The sequence below is a fragment of the Streptomyces sp. NPDC036764 genome (assembly GCF_055609385.1).
In genome coordinates this window covers 498,951-515,816 of the sequence record NZ_JBVJPT010000002.1, presented here as the reverse complement: position 1 = coordinate 515,816, position 16,866 = coordinate 498,951, and the positions used below count along the sequence as shown (strand labels likewise).

Here is a 16,866-nt window from a genome sequence, read left to right as displayed (position 1 = left end):
GACGCATGGCGGGGCCTCGGCCGCGGGCACCCTGCCGTTTCGGCTGTGTGACGTCGTGTTGCGAGAGTGTCAAACGGGGTGTGGCACAGCGTCAAGAGTTTTCGAACAATGTCCGATGGGTCGAACAGAACTTCCGAAGATCTCGGCCTCACCGGGAACCCCCATGCGCGAGCGCTAGTTGGGGACGCTCGGCGGTTCCGGTCCGGCGTCAGCGGTCGCGCTTCGAACGGCGTGCCTCGTTCAGCACGGGCAGCATCGGCAGCAGGGAGACGATGACGACCAGGGCGACCAGTGGCAGCAGGTAGTCGTCGATGCCGGGAACGGAGGCTCCGAGCGTGTAGCCGAGCAGGACCAGGGCCTGCGACCAGAGCAGGCCGCCCACGATCTGCCAGATGGTGAAGGTCCGGGTGGGTACGCCCAGCGCACCGGCCGCCGGGTGCAGGACCGTGCGGACCATCGGGATGAAACGGCCGATCACCAGGGCCTTTCCATAGCCGTAGCGGGCCAGGAGCTTCTCCGCGCGCGCCGCCGCATCCCGTACGCCTCGTTTCGAGGTGCGGGCCAGCAGTGCCCGGCCGCCGTGCCGGCCCAGCAGGAATCCGACCTGGCCCCCCACCACCGCCCCGACCGCCGCGCACAGCAGCACCTGCCACAGCACCAGCCGTGGTGCCTGGTCGGCGCTCGCCGCGCACAGGACGCCCGCCGGGAAGAGGAGCGTGTCACCGGGCAGGAAGAAGCCGACCACGAGCAGGCCCGACTCCGCGAAGATCACCACGAGGACCCCGAGGGCGCCGAAGGTCGCCAGCACCGAGTCGCTGTCCATCGGGTTGACGGCGATCACCGCGATCACCTCCCGGCCCTCCTCGTCCCGCGCCCTGACTCCAGCATCCCGTGCGGGTGGCGCGGGCGCCTGTTCCGGTGGGGCCGGCAACCCCTGTCGTTCAAGCCCGTCCGTGCGCCTCCTGCGAGCGTCTCGACAACGCGTCGATGACCACCGCGGCGAACAGCACCCCACCCGTGATCATGAACTGGACGGCGGCGGGTGTGTCCGTGAGGGACATGCCCGAGGCGATCGACTGGATCACCAGCATGCCGAGCACCGCCGACCACGTCGAACCTCGCCCGCCGAACAGGCTGGTGCCGCCGATGACGGCCGCCGCGATGGCGTTGAGCAGCAGCACGCCCGAGCCCGAACTCTGACTCACCGAGGTGATGCGCGAGGCCAGGAACAGGCCACCGACCGCGGCCATCGTGCCCGAGACCGCGAGTACGGCGGTCTGCACCCGCGTCACATGGAGGCTGGCGCGCCGGGCCGCCTCGACGCCGCCGCCGAGGGCGTACACCTGGCGGCCGTAGTGCGTGCGGCGCAGCACGATGTCGAGGCCGCCGACCACCACGAGGAAGATCAGGAGAGCGAGCGGCAGCCCCTGGAACCGGTTGAGGAGATAGGCGGCGGCGAACGCGATCACCGCGAGCCCGCCGGCGCGCACCGCGATGATCTGGAGCGAGCGGTGGGGCATGCCGGCGGCCGTCCGGCGCCGTCGGTCCAGGTACGACACCAGGAACACGAGGCCCGTGGCGAGCGCGGCCAGCCCGTAGGCGACGGCGTCGTCGGTGAAGTAGTAGCTGGTCAGATCGGCGACGAGCCCGTTCTCGTCGAGGTTGATCGTGCCGCTGCTGCCCAGGATGTAGAGCATCAGGCCGTTCCAGGTGAGCAGCCCCGCGAGCGTGACGACGAACGCCGGCACCCGGGTTCTGGCGAAGGAGTAGCCCTGCACGGTGCCCGCCGCCGCGCCGGCCAGCACCGCGATGATCAGCGCGAGCCACTCGTGCACGCCGTTGTTCACGTTCAGCACGGCGAACACGGCCGCCGCGAGCCCGCTGATCGAGCCGACCGAGAGGTCGAGCTCACCGAGCAGCAGCACGAACACGATGCCGACGGCGATCAGCCCCGTGCCGACGATGTCCACGCTGAGATTCGACAGGTTGCGCGGCGAGAGGAAGTTGGAGTTCAGGGACTGGAAGGTGATCCAGACGACGGCGAGGACGACGACGACGGGAAGCGAGCCGACGTCCCCGGCCCGCAGCTTGCGCCTGGCGAAGGCGAGCGAGCTCTCCATCGCCCGCCCGGCGGCAGACCCGCGCGGCGCCTTGCGGGTCTCGGCGCCGGGCGCGTCGGGCTGGGCGGATTCGGCCTGCGGGGTGTCCGCGATGTCGTGCGTTCCTTTCACCACGCCGCCTCCTGGTGGGCCGGTCGGCGGGGCGTGCTCTCCGTCGCCCCGGTGATGGAGGAGATGATCTGTTCCTGGGAGACGGTGTTCACGTCGAAGAAGCCGTTGTTGCGACCGAGTCGCAGCACGACGGCACGGTCCGCGAGCGCCTTCACGTCGCCCATGTTGTGGCTGATCAGAAGGACGCCCAGGCCCCGGTCCCGTAGCTCGTCGACCAGGTCGAGGACCTCGGTGGTCTGCTGGAGTCCCAGTGCGGCGGTCGGCTCGTCCAGCAGCAGCAGCCGTGGCTCGCCGAGGAGGGAGCGGGCGATGGCGACCGTCTGCCGCTGACCGCTGGACAGCGACACGACGGGCGCGCGCAGCTCGGGGACGCGCTTGGTCAGGCGCTCCAGGAGCTGAGCGGTGCGGCGCTCCATCTCCATCTCGTCGAGGAAGCCGAATCTGCGGATCTCACGGCCGAGGAACAGATTGCCGACGACGTCGAGGTTCCCGCACAGCGCGAGGTCCTGGTAGACGGTGGCGATGCCGAGGTCCCTGGCGTCGTTGGGGCGTCTGATGTGGACGGGCCGGCCGTCCCAGGTGATGTCGCCCCGGTCGGCGGGCGCGACCCCGGAGATCACCTTGATCAGGGTGGACTTGCCCGCTCCGTTGTCGCCCAGCAGTGCCACGACCTGGCCGGCCCGGACCTCCAGTTCGATGTCCATGAGGACCTCGACGGCGCCGTACCGCTTGCACACGCCGTGCAGTGCCAGCAGGGGGGCAGCAGGCACGAACACCATCTCCTTCCCGTGGCCCGGACGGGTCCGGGCCGAGGTCAGGTCAGCCCGGCCGTTTCGCAGTCGGCGGCAAGATCGGGGACGCAGATCTGCCGGACCGTGTACACGCCGTCCTTCACCAAGGTGTCGTCGATGTTGCCGACGGTGACGGAAACCGGCGTGAGCATGACCGCCGGCACCGTCTTGCCCTCGCTCGTGCGCACCTTGTCCTTGGCGACCCGGTCCAGGTTCTCCCCGCGGGCCGCGGCCACGGCCATGGCGGCGCCGGCGGCGGCCTCGGGCGGGAAGGGCTTGTAGACGGTCATGTACTGGTCGCCGCGGACGATGCGCCGTACGGCGGCGAGTTCGGCGTCCTGCCCCGTGACCGGGGGCAGCGGGTCCACCTTGTTCGCCTTCAGGGCGGCGATGCTGCCGGCGGCGAGGCTGTCGTTGGCGGCATAGACCCCCTGGATGTTGTCGACGCCGAGGGCGGCGATGGCGCCGGCCATGTTCAGGTTGGCGGCCTCGGTCCGCCACTGGATGGTGTCGTAGGCCTTGCCGATCTTCACCTGCCCGGTCAGGACGGACAGCGCGCCCTCCTTGAACAGCACCGCGTTGGGGTCGCTGGGGTCGCCGTTCATCATCACGATCTCGGCCCCGGGCACCTCGTCGCCCATGGCCTTCAGCAGCGCCCGGCCCTGGAGCCTGCCGACCTCCTGGCCGTCGAAGGAGACATGGCCCGCGATCGGGCCCTCGGCGAGGCGGTCGTAGGCGATGACCGGGATGCCGGCCTCCTCCGCCTGCCTGACCGAGGCGGCCAGGGCCCGGGAGTCCACCGCGACCAGGAGGATGGCGTCGACGCCCTCGGCGATCATCGCGTCCATCTGCTGCTGTTGCATCGCGACGTCGCCCTTGGCGTTGCCGTGCTCGATCGTGCACGTGTCGCACAGCTCCTGGATGTTCTTCTCCAGCAGCCGCCGGTCGTTGGTCTCCCAGCGGGCCGTGGTCGCGTCCGGCAGCAGCACACCGATCTGGGGCCCGTTCTCCGTGCCGGAGGCGCTCCCGCCGTCCGTCCCGCAGGCGGCGAGTCCAACGGCCGTGAGGATCGCGATCATGGAGAGGGCCGCGTTGCGTATGGAGGCCTTCATACGAGGGATCTCTCTGGCGAGCATGGCGACACCTGGCCTTCTCACATGCCGACCACCTGGTCAGTGTGACACCGGGCGGGGTGATCTGCGAACGCAGCGAGGGCCCTTCGCCCGGTGCGGCGAGGGCCCGTCACCCGGCGGTGGGCAGGGCGGCGCGCGACGCGTCCAGGAGCGACGACCGGGCGGATATGTCCGGCTCATCCATATATGCGATTCTGGTGTTCGGGCGCCCGAACAGCGCTGGGAGTCGGGGTTGCCCCGAGCTCCCTCGGCACCTCCGGCAGGAACGGGAGGAAGGTTGCGGACATGCCTCATGACGGCCGTGCCCGAACCGGATATCCGGTTCCGGAGGCATCCGAGGCCGGCACCGCCGACACCGGTTCACCGCCTACGGCGCCGCAGGCCGCCACGAGTGACCGCGCCCTGATCTTCGCCGGAGCGGCAATGACGGCGCTCTACACGACTGTCGCAGGCGTCGACGAGCTCCGGCTGCTGGAATCGGCCGCCGGTGTCACCCCCGAGTACCGGCTGCCGCAGCGGCTGTCCATGTCGGGCGGCTCGGCCGCAGCCCAGGCCTTCCGCACCGACCGGCCGCTCTGGCTCGACGCCGCCGCCCTCGCCTCCTACCCCGAGGGCGCGCCCACGCCGCCGCGGGCCAGAACCGCCTCGCTCGGCGCCCTGCCACTGGGTGCCGACGGCACCAGGCTGGGCTGTCTCGTCGTCGTGGGCGCCTCGGCGGACGGCTTCGACGCCGGGCAACAGCGCTTCCTGGAGCGCTACGCCGACGCCGTCACCTGCGTGCTGACCGCCGAGGAGGGCCGGCCACCGGGCGCGTCCGCGCTGAGCCGGGCCCTGCGCGGGCTGCGCGTCGGCTCGTTCGTCCTGGTGCCCGACACCGGTCTGATCGAGGCGGACGAGGCGCTCTTGGAACTGGTCGGCATCACACCGGACGACTTCGACGGCAAGACCGACACCCTGCTCGCGCACGCGCTCCCGGAGGACATCCCCGCGCTGATGTCCGTCCTGGAGCCGTCCCTGCACGCGCTGGGCCGACGGGAGCTGGAGTTCCGCGTCCGCCGCCCCACCGGCGAGGTGCGCTGGCTGAGCCTGAGCTGCCGGGTGCTCGCGGGCACCGCCGACGAGCCCGGGCAGTTGCTCGGCGTGGTGACCGCGACACAGGTCAAGAGCCGCAGCGCCGACGACGTGTCCCGGATCCAGTGGCTGACCGCCGCCCTCGACGACGCGGTGACGGTCCAGGACGTCGGACGGGTGGCACTCACCGCGCTGCGCGAGCCACTCGGCGCCGACCGGGTGGCGCTCGCCGACATCCGGGACGAACGGCTGATGGTCACGCTGCTCGACCCGCCGGAGCCCGACGCCTGGCCGGAGTTGTGGCGCGCCCAGTGGCGTTCGGAGTGGCCCGACGCACCGGTCAGCGCCCTGCCCACGCTTCAACTGGCCCTGGGGGACGGCCGGATGGATCTGTGGCCCGCGGGCACCGCACTCGAACCGGGACTCGCGGGCGTCGGCCCCGGGGGCCTCGCCGTCCTGCCGCTCCCGGCGAAGGGCAGCGTCGCCGGCCTGTGCGTGGTCGGCTGGGACCGGCCGCACGAGTTCCTCCCCGAGGAACGGTCCCTGCTGACCGCCACCGCCGCGCTCGTCGGGCAGGCCCTCAATCGCGCGCACGCCCATGACGCCGAGGAGGAACTCGCGACGATGCTCCAGCGCAGCCTGCTGCCCAGGCGGCTGCCCGAACTGCCCGGCGGCACGGCCGTCGCCCGCTATCTGCCCGCCCGGCGCGGGCTGCAGGTGGGCGGCGACTGGTACGACGTCATCGCGCTGTCCGAGGACCGTGTCGCGCTCGTCATCGGTGACGTGCAGGGACACAGCGCCGGAGCCGCGACGATCATGGGCCAGATGCGCACCGCGGTCAGGGCGTACGCGGTGGAGGGCCACCCGCCCGACGTGGTCGTCTCGCACGCCAACCGCCTCCTCGTCGGCATGGAGACCGACCTGTTCGCCACCTGCTGCTACGTCGAATTGGACATGGAGGAGGGCACCACCCTCTTCGTCCGGGCGGGACACCTCTCGCCGCTACTGCGCCACCCCGACGGCAGGACCGAGGAGGTGCAGGTCGAGGGCGGGCCCCCGCTGGGCATCCTCGCCGACGCGGAGTTCCCCCTCACCTCCGTCGCGCTGACCCCCGGCACGGTCCTCGCCCTGGTCACCGACGGCCTGGTCGAGGCCGCCGATCTGCCCCTGGACGCCGGCATGGAACGGACCCGCGCCGCGCTCGCCGCCGCCGATCCGGTGGACCCGGCGCGGATGGCCGACGCCCTGCTCGGCGACATCGGCCGGCGCGAGGACGACGTGGCGCTGCTGCTCCTGCGCTACGACGGCATGAAGACCAAGCCGATCCGGGCCGGCTGGGTGGTGTGGCGGCTGCCCGACGCCGTCATGCACGCCCGCCGCTTCACCGCGCGCACCCTGCGCCGCTGGAACGTCCAGCAAGCCGCCGACGCGGTGCTGCTCGTCGTGTCCGAACTGGTCACCAACGCCCTGGTGCACACGCAGGGATCGGTACGACTCGACCTGGTGCTGCGCGGCAACCGGGTCCGGGTCAGCGTGAGCGACTCCTCGCCGCGCGCGCCCGCCAAGCCCGTGATCGTGGACTGGGAGTCGACGGGCGGCCGGGGCCTGCTGCTGGTCGAGGCCGTGTCGGACGCCAGCGGCACCGTCCCGGTGGCCGGCGGGAAGCAGGTGTGGAGCGAGATCACGGTGCCGGCGAGCGAGCCGGCCACCGCGGACGCGAGGCTGTGAACGGAGGGGAGCTGCGATGAGGACACGCGCGTTGCACGCCGTCGCGGCACTCGTCGCCGGACTCCTGACGGTGGCCCTGGCCGGCTGCGGCGGGGACGGCAAGGCGGACACGGAAGGCTTCTCGGTGGGCCTGCTGCTGCCGAACCGGGTGACCCCCCGCTGGGAGCACTCCGACAAGCCGCTGATCGAGCAGCATCTCAAGGAACTGTGCGCCGACTGCACCATGGTGTACGCCAACGCCGAGAACGACGTGGCGAGACAGCGGCAGCAGATGATCTCCATGATCACCAAGGGGACGAAGGTCCTGATCCTCGACCCCGCCGACAGCAAGGCGCTGCGTTCCTCGATCCAGGAGGCGGACCGCGCGGGCGTCCCGGTCATCGCCTACGACCGGCTCGCCGAGGGCCCGATCTCCGGCTTCGTCAGTTTCGACGGAGCGAAGGTCGGCAGGATGCAGGCCGAGGCGCTCATGAAGGCCATGGCGCAGCGCGGCGACGGCACGACCGTCGTGATGATGAACGGCGATCCGAGCAGCGCCAACGCGGCGTGGTTCCGCGACGGCGCGATGTCCGTCCTCTCTGGCCGGGCCGACATCGCCCGGTCGTACGATACGCAGGCGTGGAGTCCGGAGAGCGCCCACGCCAACATGTCCGCGGCGATCTCGGCGCTCGGGGCGGACCGCATCAGCGGCGTCCTGGCGGCCAACGACGCCATCGCCGCGGGCGTCATCTCCGCCTTCAAGAAGGCAGGCGTCGACGATCCGCCCCCGGTCACCGGCCAGGACGCCGACCTGGAGGCCGTGCAGCGCATCGTCGAGGGCGAGCAGTACATGACGGTGTACAAGCCGTTCGGGAAGGAAGCCGCCGCGGCCGCCGCCATGGCCGTCGCCCTGGGGCGGGGCGAGGACGTCCGCGACGTCTCGACGACCCAGATCGACAGCCCCACCCGCCACGACATCCCGTCCATCCTGCTCACACCGGTTCCGGTGACGGCCGCCGACCTCGAGCGCACCGTCGTCCACGACGGCGTGTTCACCGTGCGGCAGATCTGCCCCCCGAGACTGCGCCCCGCCTGCGACCGGGTCGGACTCACCGGATGAGCGGACCCGGCGGACGCGGGACGGCTGGTCGCCGCGCCGCGCCGGGCGCAGCATGGGAGGTGAACGACCAAGGGAGGTCGGCCATGAAGACCGGAGCCTCGGACTACGACCGCTGGCTGTACTCGCACACCCCCTCGCAGGCCGAGGGCGAACGCGACGAGCCGGCCGAGCGCGCGGCCGTGGAACAGCACCCGGACGTCCCCAGGACCGAGCCGTCCCAGGCCGAGGGCGAGCGGACGGACGAGATCGGGCCGGCGTGACGGGCTCCCCGGCTCAGCGCAGGGTTCGCACGAAGACGTCCCCGATCAGGTTCGTGTCCTCGGGCACCAGGCCGGGATAGTACGAGTCGAAGACGGCCGTCGACTCGTTTGCGCTCAGCGCCGCGCGGCCCACGGTGACGGGCGCGCCGTCCTGCCCCGGGGAGAGCAGCTCCTCCTGCCCGGTGCCCGGCTCGCGCAGGATCAGCCCGAGCGTCCGGCGGTTCGCGTCCGCCGTGTTCAGCAGCACCTTCGCGCCGTTCACGGACAGATCGCAGACCTGCGTGAGGTCGGTGGGGGAGCGGCCGTCGTACCGCTGGAGCGTGCCGGTGCGCAGATCGCGGACGAAGCCGTTCCAGCCGTCGTTCGGATCGGTGCCGGGCACCAGGTTGCCGGCGGTCGAGCTGAACCCGACCTTCGAGCCGTCGGCGCTCAGCACCGGAGCGACGGCCGACCTGTCGGCGGGCGTGCCGTCGTAGGTGGCGTCCGCCTGGACGGTCCGGCCGGTCACCCGGTCGTACACCAGGATGTCGCCCTGGTCGTCGTCGGCCGGCCCCGAATAGCCCTGAAGATAGGCGACCTTGCGGCCGTCGGCGCTCATCGAGATCTGCTGGCACTGATGGAAGTTCTTCGACCCGTCCGAGGGCCGGCTGACCCGCCGCACCTGCCCGGTCCGGCGGTCCAGGAGCATGACCCGACAGGCGAAGGCCCCGTGCTCGTCGGCGGCGGGCCGGGCGACGAAGGCGACGTACCGGCCGTTCGCGCTGATCGGGGCGGCGCCGTACGACACGTGGTAGTCCTCGTCGAGCGAGGGTGCGAGGCGCTCGGTCCGTCCGGTGCGCAGGTCCATGACGTGCACGGAGGACGTGGCGGTCGCCGGGGAGTACGAGGTGAAGGTCAGATGTTGCCCGGACCGGGACAGCCGCGGAGTCGACGTCGTCTCGCCCGGGACCACCACACGCGTGAGCGGGGCGCCGGGTGCCGTCCGGTAGTAGACGCTGTACGACGCGTCAGTGCCGGGGACCAGGTTCGTCGCCCCCGAGGCGAAGGCCACGACCTGCCCGTCCGCGCTGACCACCGGCTCCACCGAGTGGCCGTTGCCGCCGGCGCCGTCGGGAGCCACGCTGATCCGCTCGGTGCGCGGGACCGGGCCGGCCCCCGTCGCCGCCCCCGCGGGCGCGGGCAGAGAGGTGAGCGCGGCCGTCACGGCGGTGGTCAGGGCGATGCGTAAGCGAGGTCTCATCGGAGGGCTTCCCTTCGGAGTCGGGCGACGTCAGTCGGGATGAAAGCGCGGAGCCCGTGAAGGGTCAATGCCACAAAAGCCTTGCAGGACTGGATCTTTGCCCGACCTTCAGGCATGATCTGAACGTGTTCAAAAAAGGGGGATCAGATCATGCGTGACACGAACGCGGCCGCTCAGGACGACACACCCGCCACCGCCCTGGGGCCCGTCGCTCTCGGCCTGGGCGCCTTCTCCGCCATAGGGCCCTTCTCCGCCATGGGGGCCTTCGTCTTCTTCCCGTTCGCGTGGATGGCCGGTGCCCTTGCCGTCACCTTCGGTGTGGCGGGCATCCACTACGCGAGTCAGGGCATCGGCCGGATGTGGACCGCCACACTCGGAACCGTCCTGGGTGCGGCCGGACTGCTCGGCTTCTTCGTCCTCCTCGGGGGAATCGGCGTCTAGGCCGGCTCACCTGTCCCAGGCCCGCTCACGCGCCGCGGCGGGCCCATGCCGGTGCCCAGATCTCGCTGTCCGGGGAGTCGTGGTGCACCGAGGCGAGGTGCTCGCGCAGCGCGGTGAGCGCCGGATGCGGGTTGTCGGCGTGCCAGAGCAGTGAGTGCGGGTAGACCGGGGTCGGGTCGCGCAGCGGGATGAGACGCATCTCGTAGCCGGCGGGCCAGACCAGGGGTGTCTGGGCGCCGAGGATGGTGGCCAGCGTCGAGGACGCCGCGATCGTGTCGATGAGCGCCTCGACGCCGAAGTTGGGGCCGGTCGCCTCGATGGTCAGCCCGAAGTCGGCGGCCAGCGCCTCGTAGTACGCGGTCCACTCCGTACCCGGGACGTTGCCCGGCATCCAGATCCGGTGGCCCGCCAGTTGGGCGGGGCTGACGGCGGCGGCTCCGGCGAACGTGTGTGCCGGACCGGTGAACAGGTGCAGCGGCTCGTCGTGGACCGGACTGGTCTCGATGCCGTCTGGGATCCGCTGCCCCGGCATGGTGACGGCGCGGAACGTGGCGTCGATGGTGCCGTCCCGGACGGCGGCGATCGCCTCCTCCGCGCCGGGCAGCGTCACGACATCGAGGGCGATCTCGGGACGGCTGCGGTGGAAGTCGCGCAGCAGACCGGCCAGCGACGCCCGGCGGCCGATCACGTCGACGCGCAGGGCGCGACTGCCGGGACGCACCGAGGCCCTCGCCCGCTCCTCGGCCTGGAGCAGGGACCGGGCATGGGTCAGGAACGCCTGCCCGTCGATGGTGAGCTCGGCGCCGCGCGGCGTGCGGGTCAGCAACCGCACCCCGAGCTCCCGCTCCAGGGTCGCGACGCGCTTGGACACGGCCTGCTGGGTCAGGGACAGATCGATGGCGGCCTTCTGGAACTGACCGGCGTCCGCGACGGCGACGAAGGTGCGTACGGCGTTGAGATCCACACCGGCCACCCTATTCGTACGGAGGGGGTGGGAGCGGCCGACCGTAACCCAGTGATACATCGGATGAGTCAAGAGGTTGGATGGAGTTCATTGATGTAGGTGCCATGGTCAACCCGGATGGCTACGTGAATTCCCCCTACTCTTGGTGCCGTTGAGGTCATTGACAGGTCCGCCAAGACTGCTAGGTTCCGCGATACACCCGATGTATCGATGATCCGTCAGGTCTGGAGGACAAGGATGACCTCACAGCCGGAGCAACGTTCGAAGGTGGCCCGAAGAGCCGTGCTCGGCACGGCGCTCGGCGGCGCGGCAGCCGTGGCCCTGCCCGGGACGGCCCACGCGGAGGAGGCCTTACCGACGGTGCCGTCCGCCGCCGACGGCTCGGCGGCCGGGAGCGGCGGACGCCCGTGGAAACTGCGCAACACCATGAGCGGCGACGGCGCCTGGGCCGGCTTCCTGCGCGGCCAGGACCTGCTGTGGACCAGACTGCCCACGCGCTGGTACGAGGGCCCGTTCCTCGGTGACGGCCTGCTCGGCAGCATGGTCTACCAGGAGCCGGGCGCGAACCGGATCCGCTTCACCGTCCAGCACGGCCGGGTCCAGGACCACCGGCCCCGGTTCGGCAGCGGCTGGGGCACCTGCCGGCTGCCCGTCGGACACCTCACGCTTGATCCCGTCGGCACCATCACCGCCGTGAACTGGCGGCTGAGCCTGTGGAACGCCGAACTCACGGGCACCGTCACCACCACCGCCGGCACGCTCACCCTCGCCGCCCTCGTCCACGACGAGGTCCTGGGCGTCCGAGCGACGGCCGACGGCGGTGAACGGGTCACGTGGACCTTCCACCCCGAGGAGGCCGTCAGCCCCCGCAAGATCAGCGAGGCACCGCCCGCCGGCTACACCGCCAACCCGCCCTGGACCACGCGGACCGCACCCGACGGCACCGAGCAGGTCCTCCAGCCCCTCACCGGAGGAGGCCGGACCGCCACCGCGTACCGCCGTGGCGACGACGAACTGCTGCTCTGCGTCGGTCACAGCTTCCCCTCCGACACCGCCGCCGAAGCCGACTCCCTGCGCAACCTGCGGCGCGCGACGTCGTACGACGCCCTGCGGCGACGGCACACCAACTGGTGGCACGCCTTCTACCGCAAGAGCTTCATCTCCTTCCCCGACCAGCGGCTCCAGAGCTTCCACTGGATCCAGCTCTACAAGGTCGCCTCCGCCAGCCGCGCCGGTGGGCCGGTGATGGCCACCTCCGGGCCCTGGCTGGAGCCCACGCCCTGGCCCGCGGTCTGGTGGAACCTCAACGTCCAGTTGGAGTACTGGCTCATCCACGGCTCCAACCACCTGGAACTCGACGCGCTCGCCACCACCCTGCGTCAGAACCAGGAACAGCTCATCGCGAACGTGCCCGCCGCCTACCGCGCCGACAGCTCCGGAGTCGGCCGCAGCTCCGACATGTTCGCCAACCGGGGCGTGCCCGAGATAGGCACCGGTGGCGAGGCCGGCAACCTCACCTGGGCGCTGCACAACGCCTGGCTGTCCTACCGCCACTCCATGGACAAGTCCCTGCTGCGCGACACGATCTACCCGGTGCTGCGCCGGGCGATCAACTACTACCTGCACTTCCTCACCCCGGGCAGCGACGGCAAGCTGCACCTGCCGAGCACCCTGTCGCCCGAGTACCCCGTCGTGCCGCCGCAGGACACCAACTACGACCTGGCGTTGATCCGCTGGGGCTGCCGGACGCTCATCGAGTCCGCGGAACTGCTCGGCGTGGACGACGAGTTGAAGCCGCGATGGCAGGAGACGCTGGCCAAGCTCACGCCGTACCCGGTCGACGACAACGGCTTCATGATCGGCGCCGGCACCCCGTACGCCCAGTCCCACCGCCACTACTCGCACCTGCTGATGGTCTACCCGCTGTACCTCGTCAACTGGGACCAGCCCCAAAGCCGCGAGTTGATCACGAAGTCGGTCGAGCACTGGCACGCGCTCACCGGCGCCCACCGCGGCTACAGCTACACCGGCGCCGCCTCGATCTACGCGATGACCGGCGACGGCGACACGGCGATCGGCTATCTGCGGAAGTTCTTCGACCCCACCACCCGCTACCCCTGCCAGGCCAACACCCACTACACCGAGGCAGGTCCGGTCATCGAGACGCCGCTGTCCGCCTCGCAGTCCCTGCACGACATGTTCTGCCAGAGCTGGGGCGGCGTGATCCGTGTCTTCCCGGCCGTCCCCACCGACTGGGCGGATGTCACCCTGCACGACTTCCGCACCCAGGGCGCCTTCCTGGTCAGTGCCGTCCGCAAGGCGGGAACCACCCGGTTCATCCGGATCAGAAGCCTGGCGGGCGAGCCGCTCCACCTCCGCCACGGCCTCACCGGGACCCTCACCGTGCTCCTCGACGACGGCACACCGGCCCGCACCCGCGACCTGGGCGACGGCTCCCTCGCCATCGACCTGCCCAAGGGCCGCGAGGTCCTCGTCCACTCCGGCTCCCGTCCCGACCTCGTCATAGCGCCCGTCGCCGCCGGCGAACCGGGCCCGGCCTGGGGACTGCCGTAACCACCGACCGACGGCACGCACCACAAGGAGGGTTCACATGGCGGTTCCTGTCAGGACCGCGGTCGCCGCGCTCTGCGCCGGGCTGGTGGCCACACTTCTCACGACCGCGCCCGCACGGGCCGATGGACGCGAGCTCGACTGGACGGTGTCCGGCCCCGGGCCCGCGGCGGCGCAAGAACCGCGAGCGCGGATATCCCTGGACGAGGCGAACGGCACCGTCTCCCTGTCGGTGAGCCGCGGCGGCCGTACGGTGCTCGAACCGTCGCCCGTCGGCATCGTCACCGAACAGGCCGACCTCTCAAAGGACCTGCGCTTCCTCAACCGCCGGGACCGGCTGGTCGACGAGCGCTACCGGACGAAGTCCGGCAAGCGACTGGACCGCCGGGTCCGCATGAACGAGACCCGACTGTCGTTCGCCACTTCCACGGGCGCCCGGCTCGACCTCGTCGTCCGCGCCTCCGCCGACGGCGTCGCCTACCGCTACGTCCTGCCGGGCGGGTACGGCGACGTGCTCGGCGAGAACTCCGCCTTCAACCTGCCGGCGGACGCCGCCGCGTGGCTCGGCACCTACCGGGTCGACAACGAGGGCCAGTTCGTGCGGTACACCGCCGCCACGGCACCCACCGGTGAGTACTCCGACCAGGCGCTGTTCGAGACCGACGGCGGCTACACCCTGCTCGCCGAGTCCGATCTCACCGGCGGCTACTCCGGCGCCCGACTCGCCCACGACCAGGGCACCGGCACCTATCGCATCAAGCTCGCCGACGACCGGATCGACACCGACGGGCCGCTCGCCACCCCCTGGCGGGCGATGATCACCGGCGACCTCGCCACCATCACCCGCTCCACCTTCACCGACGACCTCGCCCCCGCCTCCAAGGTCCGCGACGCCTCCTGGATCAGGCCCGGCACCGTGCTGTGGACCTGGCTCGCGGGCGGCAAGGAGGCAGGCCAGAGCCTGGCCGCGCAGAAGGCGTACGTCGACTACGCCGCCGAGCGGAACTGGCCGTACGAGGCCGTCGACGCGGGCTGGTACTACAAGCCCGGCGAGTGGGAGACCGTGGATCCCGACTGGCGGGCGAACAGTTGGATGCCGGAGCTCGTGCGGTACGCGCGGGCCAAGGGCGTGGGCATCGTCGTCTGGATCCACCAGCGAGAACTCGACACCCCCGAGGAGCGCGACCTGTGGCTCCCCACCCTGGAACGGTGGGGAGTCAAGGGAGTCAAGATCGACTTCATGAACTCCGAGGCGCAGCCCATGCTCCGCTGGTACGACACCATCCTCACGGAGACGGCCGCCCACCACCTCATGGTGGACTTCCACGGCTCCACGATCCCCAAGGGCATCCAGCGCACCTGGCCCCACGTCATGACCCTGGAGGGCGTCGCCGGAGAGGAGAAGCGCACCAACACCGCCGCCCATCTGACCACCCTGCCCTTCACCCGCAACGTCATCGGCTCCATGGACTTCACTTCCGGCGCCTTCCAGCGCGTCGGGCTGCGCCCCAACTCGGACGCGGCCGAGGTCGGCCTCACCGTCGCCTACGAGTCCGGCCTCCAGATGTTCGCCGGCACCCCCGGGTCGTACGACGAACGGCCGCTGGCCCGCGCCTACTTCGACCAGGTCCCGGCGGCCTGGGACGACACCCGGCTGCTCGCCGGCCGGCCGGGCGAGGAGGCCGTGCTCGCCCGACGCGGTGGGGACCGCTGGTTCCTCGGCGGCGTGTACGCCGGAGCCGCCCGCGCCGTCGAGGTGCCGCTGGGCATCGGGGCGGGGCGCTGGCTGGTCGAGACGATCGAGGACGGCGCGGGCGGACTCGTCCGGCACCGACAGGTGCTGCGCGGCGGCGACACGCTCGCCGTGGACGTCGTCGCGGGCGGCGGGTTCGCCTCGATCGCCTGCCGCTGGCGCCCGGGCCTCACCACCTGTCACCGCTGAGCAGCTCAGTCCCGGCGGGCCGCAGCGCAGGGCGGCCCGCCGGGACTGATGTGTTCATGTAGATGAACATCGCTCACGTGGGTGTACATGCGTGCGCCAGCCGTGCAAGGCTCGGTCAACTCCGTTCTCCCGTTGACCAGTTGGAGGTACCGCCATGACTGTTTCCCGGCGAACTGTGCTGGCCACGGCGGCCGGTGCCGCGGCGATAGGAGCGTCCTCGACGCCCGCCGTGGCCGCGGACGTGACCGCCGCCCCTGTGCCGGTACCGACCCTGCGCAAGTTCCGCGCCGCGGCCGACTACGCCGTCGACAAGCTCCACGCGGTCGCACCGACCGTGACCGCCTTCCCCGTCGGCACGAAGTTCGAGAAGTGGACCTACTCGCAGAACGGCGACTGGGTCGGCGGGTTCTGGCCCGGCACGCTGTGGATGGCCTGGCTGCACAGCGGGGACGACGCCTTCCGCACCTGGGCGCTCGCCTCTGCCGAGAAGCTGGCCCCCCGCCAGAACGACACCGGCACGCACGACCTCGGATTCCTGTTCTACCCGTCCTGGGTCACCGCCTGGCGGCTGACGGGCGACGACAAGTGGCGGACCGGTGCCCTTCGCGCGGCCGACTCCCTGATCCAGCGGTACAACCCGCGCGGGCGCTTCATCAGAGCCTGGGGTGCCCTGAGCGACACCGGAAACGCGGGCCGGGTCATCATCGACACGATGATGAACCTCGACCTGCTCGCCTTCGCGAGCAGTCAGACCGGCGACGCCAAGTACCTGGACATCGCCGTGGCGCACGCGAAGACCGCCCAGCGGGTCTTCCCGCGCCCGGACGGATCGACCCCGCACGTCTACGACTTCGATCCGGCGAGCGGCGCCGCGATCGGCCCGAACACCGTCCAGGGCTACAGCCCCACGTCGTGCTGGTCGCGCGGCCAGGCGTGGGGGCTGTACGGCTTCACCACCATGTACCGGCGCACCGGGAACGCCGAGTTCCTCGCCACGGCCCGCAAGCTCGCGGACTACGCCGTGGGGGTGCTCACCCCGGACCACGTCCCCGTGTGGGACTACCGCGCCCCGCAACAGCCGAACGACATCAAGGACGCCTCCGCCGGCGCGATCATGGCGTGCGGCCTGCTCGACCTCGCCGTGGCCACCGGCCGGCAGTCCTACCGGGACGTGGCGCTGCGGCTGCTGACCGCGCTGGCGGAGACCTGTCTGACGCGGAACTCGGCCCGGGCGGACGCCGTCGTCGCCCGGTGCACGCGCAACCGGCCGAGCGAGGACGGCGTCGAGATCTCCCTGCCGTACGCCGACTACTACCTGTTGGAGGGCATCCTGCGCGTGCTCCGGCCGCAGGACGTCGACCGGGCGATCGACCTGTCCACGGTCTGAACGGCCCT

At 71.3% G+C, this 16,866-nt stretch carries 13 protein-coding genes; 7 read left to right on the top strand and 6 right to left on the bottom strand.

The features are described 5' to 3' along the window. Window positions 1-208: 208 nt before the first annotated feature. The 4 genes from ACZ69Q_RS13810 to ACZ69Q_RS13795 all read right to left on the bottom strand — a co-directional run bounded on the left by ACZ69Q_RS13810 (window position 209) and on the right by ACZ69Q_RS13795 (window position 4,134). Window positions 209-841: a DedA family protein gene (locus tag ACZ69Q_RS13810; protein ID WP_471041547.1), complete on the bottom strand. Its 633-nt coding sequence runs from the start codon at window positions 839-841 to the stop codon at window positions 209-211. 100 nt (window positions 842-941) lie between these two features. Then, window positions 942-2,234: a sugar ABC transporter permease gene (locus tag ACZ69Q_RS13805; protein WP_471041194.1), complete on the bottom strand. Its 1,293-nt coding sequence runs from the start codon at window positions 2,232-2,234 to the stop codon at window positions 942-944. Next, window positions 2,228-3,001 (bottom strand): ATP-binding cassette domain-containing protein, encoded by a 774-nt coding sequence (locus ACZ69Q_RS13800; protein ID WP_471041192.1) that lies wholly within the window; start codon window positions 2,999-3,001, stop codon window positions 2,228-2,230. Before ACZ69Q_RS13800 ends, ACZ69Q_RS13805 begins: the two co-directional genes overlap by 7 nt. A gap of 44 nt (window positions 3,002-3,045) precedes the next feature. Then, complete coding sequence (locus ACZ69Q_RS13795; RefSeq protein ID WP_471041545.1) at window positions 3,046-4,134, bottom strand: sugar ABC transporter substrate-binding protein; 1,089 nt, start codon at window positions 4,132-4,134, stop codon at window positions 3,046-3,048. 306 nt (window positions 4,135-4,440) lie between these two features. Here ACZ69Q_RS13795 and ACZ69Q_RS13790 point away from each other — a divergent pair, with 306 nt between their 5' ends. The 3 genes from ACZ69Q_RS13790 (at window position 4,441) to ACZ69Q_RS13780 (ending at window position 8,313) form a co-directional block, all read left to right on the top strand. Continuing rightward, window positions 4,441-6,954, top strand: coding sequence for a SpoIIE family protein phosphatase (locus ACZ69Q_RS13790; RefSeq protein ID WP_471041190.1), 2,514 nt, complete (start codon window positions 4,441-4,443; stop codon window positions 6,952-6,954). Window positions 6,955-6,970: 16 nt separating this feature from the next. Continuing rightward, window positions 6,971-8,053 (top strand): substrate-binding domain-containing protein, encoded by a 1,083-nt coding sequence (locus ACZ69Q_RS13785; RefSeq protein ID WP_471041188.1) that lies wholly within the window; start codon window positions 6,971-6,973, stop codon window positions 8,051-8,053. An 83-nt stretch (window positions 8,054-8,136) separates the two neighbouring features. Further along, on the top strand, window positions 8,137-8,313 hold the full coding sequence (locus ACZ69Q_RS13780; protein WP_471041187.1) for a hypothetical protein: 177 nt from the start codon (window positions 8,137-8,139) through the stop codon (window positions 8,311-8,313). Between the two features lie 13 nt (window positions 8,314-8,326). Here the strand turns inward: ACZ69Q_RS13780 and ACZ69Q_RS13775 are convergent, their stop codons facing one another. Continuing rightward, on the bottom strand, window positions 8,327-9,553 hold the full coding sequence (locus tag ACZ69Q_RS13775) for a TolB family protein (RefSeq protein ID WP_471041186.1): 1,227 nt from the start codon (window positions 9,551-9,553) through the stop codon (window positions 8,327-8,329). A gap of 150 nt (window positions 9,554-9,703) precedes the next feature. Here ACZ69Q_RS13775 and ACZ69Q_RS13770 point away from each other — a divergent pair, with 150 nt between their 5' ends. Beyond that, window positions 9,704-9,994, top strand: coding sequence for a hypothetical protein (locus tag ACZ69Q_RS13770; RefSeq protein WP_471041185.1), 291 nt, complete (start codon window positions 9,704-9,706; stop codon window positions 9,992-9,994). Between the two features lie 25 nt (window positions 9,995-10,019). On the opposite strand, the gene ACZ69Q_RS13765 is transcribed toward ACZ69Q_RS13770, so the two are convergent. Beyond that, window positions 10,020-10,958, bottom strand: a complete 939-nt coding sequence (locus tag ACZ69Q_RS13765) for a LysR family transcriptional regulator (protein WP_471041184.1) — start codon at window positions 10,956-10,958, stop codon at window positions 10,020-10,022. 237 nt (window positions 10,959-11,195) lie between these two features. Here ACZ69Q_RS13765 and ACZ69Q_RS13760 point away from each other — a divergent pair, with 237 nt between their 5' ends. The 3 genes from ACZ69Q_RS13760 to ACZ69Q_RS13750 all read left to right on the top strand — a co-directional run bounded on the left by ACZ69Q_RS13760 (window position 11,196) and on the right by ACZ69Q_RS13750 (window position 16,858). After that, complete coding sequence (locus ACZ69Q_RS13760) at window positions 11,196-13,532, top strand: glycosyl hydrolase family 95 catalytic domain-containing protein (RefSeq protein WP_471041182.1); 2,337 nt, start codon at window positions 11,196-11,198, stop codon at window positions 13,530-13,532. Window positions 13,533-13,569: 37 nt separating this feature from the next. Then, the gene (locus tag ACZ69Q_RS13755) at window positions 13,570-15,471 is read left to right on the top strand and encodes a glycoside hydrolase family 97 protein (RefSeq protein WP_471041181.1); all 1,902 of its coding nucleotides are present in this window, start codon (window positions 13,570-13,572) and stop codon (window positions 15,469-15,471) included. 154 nt (window positions 15,472-15,625) lie between these two features. Further along, window positions 15,626-16,858 (top strand): glycoside hydrolase family 88 protein, encoded by a 1,233-nt coding sequence (locus ACZ69Q_RS13750; protein WP_471041179.1) that lies wholly within the window; start codon window positions 15,626-15,628, stop codon window positions 16,856-16,858. Window positions 16,859-16,866: the final 8 nt, after the last annotated feature.